This window comes from Pseudoxanthobacter sp. M-2 (genome assembly GCF_046156265.1).
In the GTDB taxonomy this organism is placed as follows: Bacteria; Pseudomonadota; Alphaproteobacteria; order Rhizobiales; family Segnochrobactraceae; genus CAMDHY01.
In genome coordinates, this window is record NZ_JAWDIR010000016.1 from 14,508 (window position 1) to 29,267 (window position 14,760).

The window sequence follows — 14,760 nt, forward strand, 5'->3', positions numbered from 1 at the left end:
CATGGGGGCCGGCAACGCATCCTCACCACTCGTGCGCGTCGAACGCGTCTCGAAGCACTTCGGCGAGGGCGGATCGCGGGTCGATGCGCTGCGCGACGTGTCGATCGATATTTTTCCCGGCCAGGTGGTCGCCTTGCTTGGTCCGTCCGGGTCCGGCAAGACGACACTCCTGAACGTCATTGGCTGCATTCTCGACCCAAATTCCGGATCGATGGAACTCGACGGCGAGCGGGTGCTCGAAAGCGGTCGGTGGCTGCGCTCGAACCTGCGCCAGCTCAGACTTGACAAGATCGGTTTCATTTTCCAGTTCCACAACCTGATCCCCTTCCTCGACGCGGCCGACAATGTGGCCCTCGTCCTCCATTTGGCCGGCGCAGATGCTGTTTCGGCGCGGACCCGGGCACTGGAATTGCTCGAATATCTCGAGGTGGGAAATCGCAAGTCATCGATGCCGGCAAATCTTTCGGGGGGCGAAGCACAGCGCGTCGCAATCGCCCGTGCGCTCGCCAACCGTCCGCGGATCATTCTTGCCGACGAGCCGACGGCCGCTCTCGATTCCAAGCGTGCCGGCATCGTCATGGACCTGCTGCGCAAGGTTGCCGTCGATCAGGACGCGGCCATCATCGCCGTCACCCACGACGACAAAATCTTCGACCGCTTCGACCGGATCTTCCATTTGCGCGACGGCCGGCTCGATACCGAGACGACGGGCCCATAGAACCCTCCCGGTGAGTCCTCGACAGACCGATCGACTGCGACGCCTTCGAAGCCACTGTCGGCAGGGGCTGCGTCCGACGCTGACGTCAGCGACGTCGTTTTCACGCACATGCTCTCGAGCTACAAGGGTCCGCGGAGTTGCCGGTTGATCAGAAAAACCCGCGCCGAACTGCGCTGACTGCAGCCCGACAGCCCCAGCTTCAACCCGGTCGAGAACGCCCTCGCTAACACTCAAGGCTCTGCTGCGGATGGAGGCCGAGCGCAGCATCGACCGCCTTTGGGCCGCCATCGGACTCTTCACACCGATCGAACGCCGAAACGTCTTTGCCGACGCAGTCCGCTATGCGGCATGAACGGCTGAGGCTCTAACCGGCACGGCCTGCGGCCGCCTTGCCCAGCGCCGGCAGGTCGAGCGGAATCAGCCCCATCTCCAAGCTGCGGGCGATCCGCCGGGCACGGTCGAGCATGTGTTCGGCGCCCTCGGGGGTGAAGCGCGCTCGCGCCACCTCCTCGAATAGCGAAAGCCAACGAGCGAAGTGAGCGGGCTCAAGTCGGAGATGCGCGTGCGCCTGCATCGGCTGGCCGTGATAGTCGCCCGTCATCAGCGCAACCGATCTCCAGAAGCAGGTGATGCGCGCGACGTGGGCCTCCCAGTCGATGACGCCGTCGAATTTCGGGCCGATCGACGCGTCGGTGCGGGCGGCGGCATAGAAGGCGCGCACGAACGCTTCGATCGCCGCCTCGTCGATGCCTGTGCGCTCGATGATGTCGCGAGTCAAAGCGGCGCGGCGGTCGGGACCTTCAAGGTCGGCGTTCATTCGATCGGCTCCTGACAGGCGGCCCCACGCCGCAACGGCTCGGGCGGCGGTGACGATCCCCGCTGAATGGGCATGGCGATGGTGACGAGATCAGTCCGCTCCGCCGTTCACGCGCGGGCCGACGAGCATGGGGGCATAGGCGCCGAGGAAGAAGGTGAAGCTCGCCGCCCAGCAGACCGTGGCAGCGACGAGCGGCAGCACCGTGTCCTCGACGACGACGGGGCCGGCGACGCGCAGGACGACGGCGCCGAGCAGAAGGACGTAGGCGGCAACCGTCGCCGCGGTGGCGACGAGCGGGCGGCCGGTATGGCCGAGCGTCGCCCGCGTCATCATGGCGAGGATCATCGTGGCGAGCGCGCCGGCGACCTGCAGATGCAGCCAGTTGACGGCCCAGTCGGCACCGAGCAGCAGACACGCCGCCTTCAGGGCCAGCGCCAGCGCCACGAGGGCGTAGGCGACGTGCAGGATCCACAGGATCGGCGCGCGGAGTGTCCGCAGTCCGTGCCAACGCGACAGCCGGAGCGCGAGCAGCACCGCCGTCACCGCCGCGACGGCGCCGGCGGCCGGACTCTCCGGCCAGACCACGTCGACAAGGACGACCGCCAGCAGCGACAGGATGGCCGCGGCGTCGATGCCGGGGAGCGGCCGCACCTCGACCGGCGTGCCCGCCGCGCGCAGCGCGTTCAACGTGAAGGTCGGGATGATGCGCCCACCGATCAGCCCGACCAGCAGGAGGGCGACGTTCGCCATCAGCCTCTGGCCGGTCGGCCAAGTCGCGGCGGACCACCAGCCGGCGGCTTCGCCGAGCATCAGGAGGTCGCCCGCCCAGAATAGCAGGATCAACGCCGGCGGGCCGAACAGCCGTGGCGAGCCGGCCCTCAGCAGGGCCGGGAGCACTAGCAGGAGGGCGGCCGGGACTGCGGCGAGCGCCAGCGGTGCGGCGAGCCATATCGGGATCGGCGAGCCCGGCAGGAGGGCGAGCCTCGCTGCCAGGAACAGCGCAAAGAGGCCCACGAGCGGCGCGCCGGCATAGGGCGGGCCCTTCGTCCAGTTCGGAATGGCTGTGAGCACGAAGCCGATCATCGTCGCGCCGACGAACCCCGCCAGCAGCTCGTGCGCGTGCCACTGCGACAATGCGAGCGGACCGTCGGGCACCGGCATGCCCGCAAGCGCCAGCATCCAAACGACGACGCCCAGCGGCGCCCACAGCCCGGCGATCATGAAGAACGGCCGAAAGCCCTGCGAGATGAACGGGATCGACCGGTTGGCGACGTGTCGTCCCGTACCGGTCTCGCCCGCCAGCGGGCGGTGTCGCCGCAATGGTGGCGCCGTCAGGGGTGGGCATGGTCGGCGCGGGCCTCTCCGCAGGTGCATCTCCCGCCGCAGCCACCGGACGGTCCCGCCAGTGCCTCGCGGTCCCGGGCGAGCGACCAGCGGACCATCCGCTCTAGGGTGATGCGCGCCGGGTCGTCGCCGTGCTCGAGCGCCGTCATCAGCGCCAGCCAGTCCTCGTCCGACGCGGCGGCGGCGAAGCGGCGGGTGGCGCCGGAGGCGTAGGCCCCGGGGCTCTCTTCGTGCACGGCGCCGATCGCCTGGACGTCGGCCAGGAGCACGATGTCGCCGAGCGCCTCGAGCGCCACGGTGGCGCCTTCCTCGTCCTCGAGCCGCCTCAGGATGGTTCCAAGCAACATAGCGTCCTCACTGAACCAGCGGCGAAGGGCTCGCCGCGAGGTCGATACCCTGGATGTCGGCGCGCCCGGCGAGGATCGAGACGTATTGCCGGATCGCCGCCCGACGAACCTTCTCGACCATCCAGCCGGCGATTCGATCGCGCACGAGCTCGAACGGCAAGTCACGGCCGTCGATGCGGCGGTCGAGCGCAATGATGTGAAGGCCGTAGCGTGTCTCGACCGCGACCGGATGCACGGCGCCCGGTTCCATGGCTGCGAGGGCCGCCTCGAACTCGGGGACGGTCTGGCCGGGCCCGACCTGGCCGAGGCTACCGCCCGTCTTGGCTGAGGGGCAAACGGAGTGCGCCTCCGCCAGAGCCGCGAACGCCGCCGGGGTGTCGGCGAGCCGGGCGAGCAGTGCCTCGGCCAGCGCGGGGGTTTCCGGCCGGTCGGCCGGCAGCAGGATGTGGCGCACATCGTGCAGGTCCGGCGTGCGGAAACGGCGGCGGTTCTGCTCGAAGAAGCGACGGCAGGCGGCTTCGTCCGGCTCAGGCGTCTGCACCTCCCGCTCGACCAAGGCGCGGACGATCGCCTCCTCGTCGGTCTCGCGCCTCCCCTCCCCGTCGCTGTCGGGCTCCGCCGGCACCGCCAGCCGCCGCGCCTCCTGCAGCAGCAGTTCCCGGACCACCAGCGCCACCGCCGCCGCCCGCATGGCGTCGGCCGGCTTGTCAGCGGGATGGTGCTGGGTCTCCTGGGCGATGGCGGCCCGGTCGATCACGACGCCATTGACCCTGATCGTCCGGCGCGTGTCGGGGAGCGCCGGCTTGACGGCGCAGGCGGAGGCCGCGCTCATCGCGCCCGCTCCGTCACCGGACGCGCCGCCGGCTTCACCGCTGGTGCGCCGAGCGGCCGCCGGGTCCGCACCACCTGGTAACCGCGGCGCCCGAGGTACCAGACCGGCGCGGACCAGATGTGCACGAGGCGCGAGAACGGGAAGACGAGGAAGATCGTCATGCCGAGCACGAGGTGGATCAGATAGGGGAGTGCGAGGCCCTGCAGCGTCGCCGGATCGACCGGATGCAGGATCAGGATGCCCTGCGCCCAGTGCGCCAGCACCAGCATTACCGAGCCGTCGGAATGGGCGAGCGAATACGGCAGCGTGATCAGGCCGAGCGCCAGTTGCACCCACAGGATGGCGAGCACGGCGATGTCCATGACGGTCGAGGTCGCGCGGATACGCGGGTCGAACAGCCGGCGGTGCAGCAGCAGCGTCAGGCCGACGAAGCAGATCACCCCGGCGATGCCGCCGGCTGCCACCGCGATCAGCTGCTTCTGCTCCACCGTGATGAACAGCGTGTAGACGGCGGTCGGCGTCAGAAGGCCCGCCGCGTGGCCGACGAACAGAAACAGGATGCCGGCGTGGAAGAGGTTTGAGCCCCAGGCGAACTGTCGCTTGCGCAGGAGCTGGCTGGAGCTCGCCCGCCACGTGTATGGCTCGCGGTCGAAGCGGATCAGGCTGCCGAGCAGGAACACCGTCAGGCAGAAGTAGGGGTACCAGACGAACAGGATGGTGAAGATCGCGTCGCGCATGACGGCTACTCCTCGATGAGGCTCTCAGGCGTGGCCGGAGTGGCGATGGGTGACGACGGTGCGCGGTGGCGGCGGCTGCTCGAGCCCGGGCGCGGGGCGCCCCGCCTGGCGCAGCCGCGCCGCCAGCGTGTCGGTGCCGCAGGCAGCGGCAGCCCCAGGCCCGAACGTCACCTCCTCCTCCTCCCAGGCAGCATCGAGCGCCTCGAGATCCTCGGGATCGACGTCGGGCTCCGCCCTGAGCGCCGCGAGCGCCGCCTCGTCGAGGCGTGCCTTCGCGATGGCCGCAAGCGCCGAGAACACCGCCTCATAGGGTGACGAGCGCTTGGCGAGTCGCTCCCGGAGCGCCGCGAAGACGTGGCCGGGCTGGCCCACCAGCTCGATCGCCTCCGCTGGGGGAAGGGTCGAGGCGTACTCGAGGAACAGCGGCAGGAAGTCGGGCAGTTCCGCCGTCGTCGGCGTGTACCCACCGTCCTCGTAGAGCTTCAGGAGGTCGACCATCGCCTGGCCGCGATCGCGGCTCTCGCCGTGCACGTGCTCGAACAGGTGCAGCGACAGCGACCGGGTGCGGTCGAACAGCAGGATGTAGCGCTCCTGTGCGTCGTAGACGTCGTGAGCGGTGAGGTCGTCGACCAGGGCCGAGACGCCGGCGCGCTCGCGCGGCGGCAGCACCGCCTCGCGCTCGAGCACGGCCTTCAACTCCGGCCCGGCGGTGACCAGGTCCGCCGTCGGGTAGGTCAGCAGTGCGGAGAGTACCTTCAGCGTCCGCATCACAGGGCCTCCACGCGCGGCTTGTTGTCCTTCAGCTTCACGCCGCCGAACAGGTTGGCCTTCTGCTCGCCCGGTGCGCAGCCGTCGCCGAACGAGAAGCCGCACTGGCCGCGCATCTCGTAGGCGTCCTCGCTCACCTCGCGATGGGCGGTCGGAATGACGAAGCGGTCTTCGTAATTGGCGATCGCCATCACGTGGTACATCTCCTCGATCTGCGCGCCGGTCATCCCGACCTTGCGGGCGATTGTCTCGTCGATGACGCCCTCGATCGTCTTCGCCCGCATGTAGGCGCGCATCGCGAGCATCCGCTCGAGGCCGTTGGCGATCGGCGCCTCCTCGCCGGCGGTCAGCAGGTTCGCGAGATATTTCAGCGGGATGCGCAGCGAGCGGACGTCCGGCATGGCGCCGTCCATGCCCATCTTGCCGGCCTCGGCCGCGGCGGTGATCGGCGACAGCGGCGGCACGTACCAGACCATCGGCAGCGTCCGGTATTCCGGGTGCAGCGGGAAGGCGACTTTCCACTCCATCGCCATCTTCCAGATCGGCGAGTGGCGAGCGGCCTCCAGCCACGCATCGGGCACGCCGTCGGCGCGCGCCTGGGCGATGACGGCGGGATCGTTCGGGTCGCAGAAGATGCCGAGCTGCGCGCGGTAGAGATCGCGCTCGTCGGCGACGCTGGCGGCCTCGTCGATTCGATCGGCGTCATAGAGGACGACGCCGAGATAGCGGATGCGGCCGACGCAGGTCTCCGAACAGACGGTGGGCTGCCCCGCTTCGATGCGCGGATAGCAGAAGATGCATTTCTCGGATTTTCCGGATGACCAGTTGAAGTAGATCTTCTTGTAGGGGCAGCCGGAGACACACATCCGCCAGCCGCGACATTTGTCCTGATCGATCAGGACGATGCCGTCCTCCTCGCGCTTGTAGATCGCTCCGGAGGGGCAAGCGGCGGCACAGGCCGGGTTGAGGCAGTGTTCGCACAGCCGCGGCAGATACATCATGAAGGTGTTTTCAAACTGGCCGTACATCTCCTTCTGCACGCCCTCGAAGTTGATGTCCTTCGAGCGCTTGGCGAACTCGCCGCCGAGGATCTCCTCCCAGTTCGGGCCCCACTCGATCTTCTCCATCCGCTCGCCAGTGATGAGTGAACGCGGCCGGGCGGTCGGGAACGCCTCGAGTTCAGGCGCCTTCTGCAGATGCTCGTAGTCGAAGGTGAACGGCTCGTAGTAGTCGTCGATCTCCGGCATATCCGGGTTGGCAAAGATGTTCGCCAGCACGCGCCACTTGCCGCCGATCCTCGGTTCGATCTTGCCGTTCGACTTGCGACGCCAGCCGCCCTTCCAGCGGTTCTGGTCCTCCCAGTTCTTCGGGTAGCCGATTCCTGGCTTCGTCTCGACGTTGTTGAACCAGGCATATTCCATGCCTTCCCGGTTGGTCCAGACGTTCTTGCAGGTAACGGAACAGGTATGACAGCCGATGCACTTGTCGAGATTGAGCACCATGGCGATCTGGGCGCGGATTTTCATCGGTCGTCTCCCGGTTACTCGGCCGCCTGGACGGTGGGGATTGCGGAGGGCGATGCGTCGGCATGCGGACGCTCGAGCCAGTCGATCGCCGTCATCTTGCGCACCACGACGAATTCGTCGCGGTTGGTGCCGATCGTACCGTAGTAGTTGAAGTCGTAGGCCTGCTGGACGTAGCCACCGATCATGTGCGTCGGGTTGAGCACGATGCGGGTGACGGAGTTGTGGATGCCGCCGCGGTTGCCGGTCATCTGAGAGCCCGGCACGTTCACGATCTTTTCCTGGGCGTGGTACATCATCACCATGCCGTCCTTGACGCGCTGGGAGACGACGGCGCGGGCGACCAGCGCCCCGTTGGTGTTGAAGGCCTCCACCCAGTCGTTGTCGACGATGCCGGCGGCCCTCGCATCGCCCTCGCTGATCCAGATGCACGGGCCGCCGCGCGACAGCGTCAGCATCAGCAGGTTGTCCGTATAGGTGGAGTGGATGCCCCACTTCTGGTGCGGCGTGATGAAGTTCAGCACGACCTGCTTCTCGCCGTTCGGCTTCCGGTCGATGACCGGCAGGATCGCTCTCAAGTCGATCGGCGGCCTGTAGACGCAGAGGGAAGCGCCGAAGGCGCGCATCCACAGATGATCCTGGTAGAGCTGCTGGCGCCCAGTGAGCGTCCGCCACGGGATCAGCTCGTGGACGTTGGTGTAGCCGGCGTTGTAGCAGACCTTCTCGCTTTCGAGCCCCGACCAGGTCGGTGCCGAGATGATCTTGCGCGGCTGGGCGACGACATCGCGGAAGCGGATCTTCTCGTCTTCCTTCGGCAGCGCGAGATGCGTGTGGTCACGGCCGGTTGCCTTGCCGAGCGCTTCCCAGGCGCGCACGGCGACTTCGCCGTTGGTCTCCGGCGCCATCATCAGGATGACTTCGGTGGCGTCGATGTCGCTGACGATGCGGGCGAGGCCCTTGTTGGCGCCGTCCGGATGCACGCCGTTGAGTGCCTTCAGGTGCCCGACCTCGTGTCCGGTCTTCCAGGCCATCCCCTTGATGCCGTTGCCGATCGTCTCCATCAGCGGCCCGAGGGCGGTGAAGCGCTCGTAGGTGGCCGGGTAGTCGCGCTCGACCTCGAAGACGAGCGGCATCGTCTTGCCGGGGACCGGCTCGCACTCGCCCTTCTTCCAGTCCTTCGGATCGAACGGCTGGGCGATCTCATTGGCGCTGTCGTGCTTGATCGGGTTGAGGACCACGTCCTTCTCGACGCCGAGCACCTCCGGCGCGACGCGGGAGAACGCCTTGGCGATCCCTTTGTAGATCTCCCAGTCGCTGCGCGATTCCCACGCCGGGTCCACCGCGCCGGTCAGCGGATGGATGAAGGGGTGCATGTCGGAGGTATTGAGGTCGTTCTTCTCGTACCAGGTGGCGGTCGGCAGCACGATGTCGGAGTAGACGCAGGTCGTCGACATGCGGAAGTCGAGAGTCACCAGAAGATCGAGCTTTCCCTCCGGCGCGTGCTCGTGCCAGACCGCCTCGGTCGCCTTGGCACGACCTTCGGCACCGAGGTCCTTGCCGAGCACGCCGTGCGTCGTGCCGAGCAGGTGCTTCAGGAAGTACTCGTGACCCTTGCCGGACGAGCCGAGCAGGTTCGACCGCCAGACGAACAGGTTGCGCGGCCAGTTCTTCGGGTTGTCGGGGTCCTCGCAGGAGAGCTTCAGCGTGCCCTCCTTCAGACCTTTGACCACATAATCCTTCGCAGGCAGGCCGGCGGCGGCCGCATCCTTCGCCACCTGAAGAGGGTTGGTCTGAAGCTGCGGCGCGGAGGGCAGCCAGCCCATCCGCTCGGCGCGGATGTTGTAGTCGATGATGGTGCCGTCCCACGGCCCCGGGGGGGCGGTCGGGGAGACGATGTCGCCGACGTTCATCGTCTCGTAGCGCCACTGATCGGTGTGGGCGTAGAAGGCGGACGTCGAGTTCTGCTGGCGCGGCGGGCGGCCCCAGTCGAGCGCGAAGGCGAGCGGTGCCCAGCCGGCCTGCGGACGCAGTTTCTCCTGACCGACATAGTGCGCCCAGCCGCCGCCGGACTGGCCGACGCAGCCGCACATGACGAGCATGTTGATGACGCCGCGATAGTTCATGTCGGCGTGGAACCAGTGGTTCATCGCCGCGCCGATGATGATCATCGATCGGCCGCCGGTCTTCTCGGCGTTTGAGGCGAACTCGCGCGCGACGTGGATGATCTTGTCGCGCGACACGCCGGTGATCGCCTCGGCCCAGGCGGGCGTGTAGGGCGCCGGATCGTCATGGTCGCGCGCGACGTTGTCGCCGCCATAGCCGCGGTCGACGCCGTAGTTGGCGAGAAGCAGGTCATGCACGGATGCGACCAGCGCCTCGCCCTCGGCGAGCGCCAGGCGCTTCACCGGCACGCGGCGGTTCAGCACGCTCGCGTGGTCGGTCGATGCAAAGTGGGCGTGCTCAATGTTGCCGAAATAGGGGAAGGCGACCTCGGCGATCTCGTCGTGGATGCCGTCGAGCGAGAGGCGCAGCGTCACCGGGGTGCCGTCCGCCCGCTTCTCCTCGAGGTTCCACCTGCCGGTCTCGCCCCAGCGGAAGCCGACCGTGCCGTGCGGCGCGACGATGTCGCCGGTGGTCTCGTCGAAGGCGACGGTCTTCCACTCGGGATTGTTCGTTTCGCCGAGCGCCGCATCGAAATCGCTGGCGCGCAGGAAGCGGTCCGGCACCAGCTGGTCGCCCTGCCGGACCAGCTGCACCAGCATCGGCATGTCGGTGTAGCGGCGGACGTAGTCGCGGAAGTACGGCACCTGCCGGTCGACGTGGAACTCCTTCAGGATGACGTGGCCCATCGCCATGGCGAGGGCGGAGTCCGTCCCCTGCTTCACCGACAGCCAGATGTCGCCGAACTTCGCAGCTTCCGAATAGTCCGGGCAGATAACCGCGCTTTTCATGCCGCGGTAGCGCGCCTCTGTGTAGAAATGGGCGTCCGGCGTGCGCGTCTGCGGAACGTTGGAGCCCCACAGGATGATGAAGCCGGCATTGTACCAGTCGGCCGATTCCGGCACGTCGGTCTGTTCGCCCCAGGTCTGCGGCGAGGCCGGCGGCAGGTCGCAGTACCAGTCGTAGAAGGACATGCAGACGCCGCCGATCAGCGACAGGTAGCGCGAGCCGGCGGCGTAGGAGACCATCGACATCGCCGGGATCGGCGAGAAGCCGAAGATGCGGTCCGGCCCGTAGGTCCTGACGGTGTAGGCGTTGGCGGCGGCGATGATCTCCGTCACCTCGTCCCAGCCGGCGCGCACGAAGCCGCCGTGGCCGCGCTTCTTCACGTAGGCGGCGCGCTTGTCGGGGTCCTCGACGATGGAGGCCCAGGCGGCGACGGGCGGCATGGTCTCGCGCGCCTCGCGCCATAGGCGGATCAGGCGCGAGCGCACCAGCGGATACTTCACCCGGTTGCCCGAATAGAGGTACCAGCTGTAGGAGGCGCCGCGTGAGCAGCCGCGCGGCTCGTGGTTCGGCAGGTCCGGGCGGGTGCGCGGGTAGTCGGTCTGCTGGGTCTCCCAGGTGACGATGCCGCCCTTGACGTAGATCTTCCAGGAGCACGAGCCGGTGCAGTTGGCGCCGTGCGTGGAGCGCACGATCTTGTCGTGCTGCCAGCGCTTGCGGTAGCCGTCCTCCCAGCCGCGATCCTCGTTGGTGGTGATGCCGTGGCCGTCCGCGAAGGGCTCGCGGACCTTGTTGAAGAAGGTCAGGCGGTCGAGGAAATGGCTCATCGTCTGGTGCCTCGAACGACGTTGGAGATCAGGGACTGGATCATTGCGCGGGACGCCGGGCGGGCATCACGACAGGACGCTCGCGTTCATCGTGACGGCCGCGCTCGATGTCGTGCAGCAGCCCGCCGCGGCGCGTGTAGAACCACCAGGTGACGACGAGGCAACTGACGTAGAAGGCGAGGAAGGCGTAGAGCGCCGTCTCCGCGCCGCCGGTGAGGGCGATCGAGGAGCCGAAGCTCTTCGGGATGAAGAAGGCGCCATAGGCGGCGATCGCCGAGGTGAAGCCGATGATCGCGGCGGCTTCCTTGTCGGATTGCCGGACGCGTTCGGCCGGCGTCATCCCCGGCTCGAGCCGCGCCACTTCCTTGCGCATGATCGCGGGGATCATCTGGAAGGTGGAGGCGTTGCCGACACCGCTCGCCGCGAACAGGAACAGGAAGCTCGCGAAGAAGATCGGGAACGAACTCGCCTCCCCTGCCCTGCCGATGGCGATGAGGACACCGACGACGCCGATCGACATCGCCGCGAACACCCAAAGCGTGATGCGCCCGCCGCCGATGCTGTCACACGGCTTGCCAGCGGCGGCCCGTGCGAGTGCGCCGACGAGCGGCCCGAGGAAGGCGTAGGCGAGCGCGTCGACCTGCGGATAAAGGATCTTCGACAACAGCGGGAAAGCGGCGGAGAAGCCGATGAAGGATCCGAAGGTGCCGGTGTAGAGCCAGCACATGATCCAGTTGTGGGTGCGCCGGAAGATCACCGCCTGGTCGGCGAAGGAGGCCTTCATGGTGGCGATGTCGTTCATGCCGAACCACGCCGCGAAGGCGGAGACGACGATGAACGGCACGAAGACGAAGCCGGCGTTCTGAAGCCACAGCGTGGTCGTGACGTCGCCGACCGTCGCCGTTTGCGGATCACCGCCGAGCCAGCCGAACACGCTGGCGGTGATGGCGAGGGGCGCGACGAACTGCACGACGCTGACGCCGAGATTGCCGAGGCCGGCGTTGATGGCGAGCGCGCTTCCCTTCTCGCTCTTCGGGAAGAAGAAGGAGATGTTGGCCATAGAGGATGCGAAGTTGCCGCCACCGAAGCCGCAGAGCAGCGCCAGGGCGAGGAAGATCCAGTAGGGCGTCGCCGGGTCCTGCACGGCGAAGCCCATGCCGAGCGCCGGGATCGCCAGGGACCAGGTCGACAGCGTCGTCCACAACCGCCCGCCGAAGATCGCCGGCATGAAGCTGTACACGATGCGCAGCGTGGCGCCGGAGAGCCCCGGCAGCGAGGCGAGCCAGAACAGCTGCTCGTTGGTGAAGGCGAAGCCGACCGCCGGAAGCTTCGCGACGACGACGGACCACACCATCCACACGGCGAAGGACAAGAGCAGGCAAGGCACTGAGATCCACAGGTTCCGTCGGGCGATGGCGCGCCCGCCGTGCTGCCAGAACTCCTGGTCCTCGGGACGCCAGTCCTTGATCGGCCCGGTGGCGGCGAGCGCGCCCGTCTGCGCCGGCCCGTGCACCGGCTGCATCTCCGGCAACTCCGGCAGGCCCGCGGGTGCAACGCCCTGGTCTGCGGCCCGCCGTTCCATCTGACGGACGGCGATGTGCATCCACACCAGCGCCACCGCGACGATGAGGAACAGCAGCCAGAAGCAGCTCTGCCAGACGCCGGTCAGGTCGTTCAGGGCGCCGAAGGCGATTGGCAGCACGAAGCCCCCGAGGCCGCCCACCAGTCCGACCACACCACCAACAGCGCCGACGCGGCCCGGGTAATAGACCGGGATGTGCTTGTAGACGGCCGCCTTGCCGAGGCTCATGAAGAAGCCGAGCACGAAGATCGTTACGATGAAGCCCATCAACCCCATGGACATGCTGAAGGAGACGGGGCCGCGGATGCCCTGCACGACGTAGTCGGTCGGCGGATAGGACAGCACGAAGGTGCAGACCACCGAGACCATGAACGTCCAGTACATGACGCGGCGGGCGCCGAACTTGTCGGAGAGGTGGCCGCCATAGGCCCGGAAGATCGATGCAGGCACCGAGAACGCGGCGCCGACCATGCCGGCCGTGGCGATGTCGAGGCCGTAGACGCCCATCAGGTAGCGCGGCAGCCAGAGCGCCAGCGCGACGAAGGCTCCGAAGACGAAGAAATAGTAGAGCGAGAAGCGCCAGACCTGGATGTTCTTCAGCGGCTCCATCATCGCCGCAAAGGATTCGGGCTTCGCGCCGACGGCGCGCCGCCGCGCGAGGTCGGGGTCGTCCTTGGTGAAGAGGAAGAAGACCACCGCCATCAGGGCGAGGACTGCCGCCCAGACGAGCGCGACCGTCTGCCAGCCATAGGCGACCATGATGACCGGTGCGGCGAACTTGGTGACGGCGGCGCCGACGTTGCCAGCCCCGAAGATGCCGAGGGCGGTGCCCTGCTTCGCCGTCGGATACCACTTCGCGACGTAGGCGACGCCGACGGAGAAGGAACCGCCGGCGATGCCGACGCCGAGGGCTGCGAGCAGGAAGGTCGGGTAGTCATAGGCGAGCGCCAGGAGCGCCGTCATCACCGCCGCCGACAGCATAGTCAGCGTGTAGACGACCCGCCCGCCGTACTGGTCGGCCCAGATGCCGAGCACCAGGCGGATCAATGAGCCCGTCAGGATCGGCGTGCCGACCAGCAGGCCGAACTGCGTATCGCTCAGTCCGAGGTCGTTTTTGATCTGCACGCCGATGATCGCAAAGATCGTCCACACTGCGAAGCAGACGGTGAAGGCGATCGTCGACAGCCACAGGGCGCGCCGCTGGTCAGAGAGGCTCGGTGGCATTCCCGCATCAGTCGTAGTTGGCATGCTCGCCCCCAAGCTGCACGACGCATGGCGTCCGGCTGCTCGGAGGTTGTGGGGCGGGGGGCAGGCTGGGTTTGACCTGGATCAAGCGGCAAGCGTCATTCGAACGATTCAATTCGGGCCGCACACTTCCACAAGTGAGCGGGAGAAACTGATCACCCTTCGCTCCGACCGACCACAAGCGGCCGCTTGACTTTTATCAAGGACCTGCCTGCTGATCAGGCTATGTTGCTCATCGTGGAGGTCGGCTCATGCGCAGCGACGATATCGAGGAGGTGCGGCGTCTTCGGCTGTTTCGGGACGTCTCCCCCGGCCACGTCGAGACCTTGATGCGCGGGGCTTTCCTGCAGCGCTTTCCCGCACACGTGGAGCTAGTGCGCGAGGGGGAGCGGGCGGACTTCCTGCATATCGTCGTCGACGGCCGCGTCGAGATGTTTTCGGCCCACCGCGATCGCGAGACGACGGTCGGGGTACTCGGCCCCGGGCAGAGTTTCATTCTCGCCGCCGTACTCCTCGATCGGCTCTACCTGAAATCGGCGCGATCGCTGCTGCCGTCGCGCATCCTGATGATCCCGGCCGAGGCGATCCGGGAGGGGTTCGCACAGGACCCCATGCTGGCTCGCGGTCTCGGCGAGGAACTCGCCGTGGCCTACCGGGACGTGGTGAAGGAACTCAAGAACCAGAAGCTGCGGACGGGACTCGAACGCCTCGCCAACTGGCTCCTGACACGCGACGCCGAGACGGGCTCGAGTGGTTGCTTCGAACTGCCCTTTGACAAGAAGGTGCTCGCCGCGCGGCTCGGAATGGCGCCGGAGGCGCTTTCGCGTGCCTTTGCGGCGTTGGCTGCCTACCAAGTCGTCGTGCAGGGGCCGACGGTCGCGATCCACGATGTCGAGGCCCTGCGCAAGCTGGCACAGCCGAGCGCCTTGATCGACGACCCGGCAAGCTAAGCGCATACCGCTTGTTATGCTACGTCATGGAATGCCGATAGCGGCGGTGGCTACCTGAACCGCGCCGGGTTTGCCGGAGGCTGTTTTGTTTGAGTCAGGCGGCGATCGTCGCCTGCTCCTGGCC

Annotated in this window: 11 protein-coding genes; 2 read left to right on the plus strand and 9 right to left on the minus strand. The window is 67.4% G+C overall.

The window, feature by feature from the left end; translation table 11 throughout:
• Position 1: 1 nt before the first annotated feature.
• Complete coding sequence (locus RUR49_RS11380) at positions 2-718, plus strand: ABC transporter ATP-binding protein (RefSeq protein ID WP_409146501.1); 717 nt, start codon at positions 2-4, stop codon at positions 716-718.
• 364 nt (positions 719-1,082) lie between these two features.
• On the opposite strand, the gene RUR49_RS11385 is transcribed toward RUR49_RS11380, so the two are convergent.
• From RUR49_RS11385 to RUR49_RS11425, 9 genes are all read right to left on the minus strand, one after another.
• The gene (locus tag RUR49_RS11385; RefSeq protein ID WP_409146502.1) at positions 1,083-1,535 is read right to left on the minus strand and encodes a group III truncated hemoglobin; all 453 of its coding nucleotides are present in this window, start codon (positions 1,533-1,535) and stop codon (positions 1,083-1,085) included.
• A 90-nt stretch (positions 1,536-1,625) separates the two neighbouring features.
• A complete protein-coding gene (locus RUR49_RS11390; protein ID WP_409146503.1) occupies positions 1,626-2,855 on the minus strand; it encodes an NnrS family protein in 1,230 nt (409 codons plus the stop codon).
• Positions 2,856-2,866: 11 nt separating this feature from the next.
• On the minus strand, positions 2,867-3,226 hold the full coding sequence (locus RUR49_RS11395) for a hypothetical protein (protein WP_409146504.1): 360 nt from the start codon (positions 3,224-3,226) through the stop codon (positions 2,867-2,869).
• 7 nt (positions 3,227-3,233) lie between these two features.
• Positions 3,234-4,058 carry a peptidylprolyl isomerase gene (locus RUR49_RS11400; RefSeq protein ID WP_409146505.1) on the minus strand — a complete coding sequence of 275 codons (825 nt, stop codon included), beginning with the start codon at positions 4,056-4,058 and terminating at the stop codon, positions 3,234-3,236.
• Positions 4,055-4,795: a respiratory nitrate reductase subunit gamma gene (gene narI / locus RUR49_RS11405; protein ID WP_409146506.1), complete on the minus strand. Its 741-nt coding sequence runs from the start codon at positions 4,793-4,795 to the stop codon at positions 4,055-4,057. Before narI ends, RUR49_RS11400 begins: the two co-directional genes overlap by 4 nt.
• Before the next feature lie 24 nt (positions 4,796-4,819).
• Positions 4,820-5,563, minus strand: coding sequence for a nitrate reductase molybdenum cofactor assembly chaperone (narJ, locus tag RUR49_RS11410; protein ID WP_409146507.1), 744 nt, complete (start codon positions 5,561-5,563; stop codon positions 4,820-4,822).
• The gene (gene narH / locus RUR49_RS11415; RefSeq protein WP_409146508.1) at positions 5,563-7,089 is read right to left on the minus strand and encodes a nitrate reductase subunit beta; all 1,527 of its coding nucleotides are present in this window, start codon (positions 7,087-7,089) and stop codon (positions 5,563-5,565) included. Before narH ends, narJ begins: the two co-directional genes overlap by 1 nt.
• Before the next feature lie 14 nt (positions 7,090-7,103).
• Positions 7,104-10,859: a nitrate reductase subunit alpha gene (locus RUR49_RS11420; protein WP_409146509.1), complete on the minus strand. Its 3,756-nt coding sequence runs from the start codon at positions 10,857-10,859 to the stop codon at positions 7,104-7,106.
• Positions 10,860-10,899: 40 nt separating this feature from the next.
• Positions 10,900-13,665 carry a nitrate/nitrite transporter gene (locus RUR49_RS11425; RefSeq protein ID WP_409146510.1) on the minus strand — a complete coding sequence of 922 codons (2,766 nt, stop codon included), beginning with the start codon at positions 13,663-13,665 and terminating at the stop codon, positions 10,900-10,902.
• Positions 13,666-13,937: 272 nt separating this feature from the next.
• Between RUR49_RS11425 and RUR49_RS11430 the strand changes: the two genes are divergently transcribed.
• The gene (locus tag RUR49_RS11430) at positions 13,938-14,636 is read left to right on the plus strand and encodes a cyclic nucleotide-binding domain-containing protein (RefSeq protein WP_409146511.1); all 699 of its coding nucleotides are present in this window, start codon (positions 13,938-13,940) and stop codon (positions 14,634-14,636) included.
• Positions 14,637-14,760: the final 124 nt, after the last annotated feature.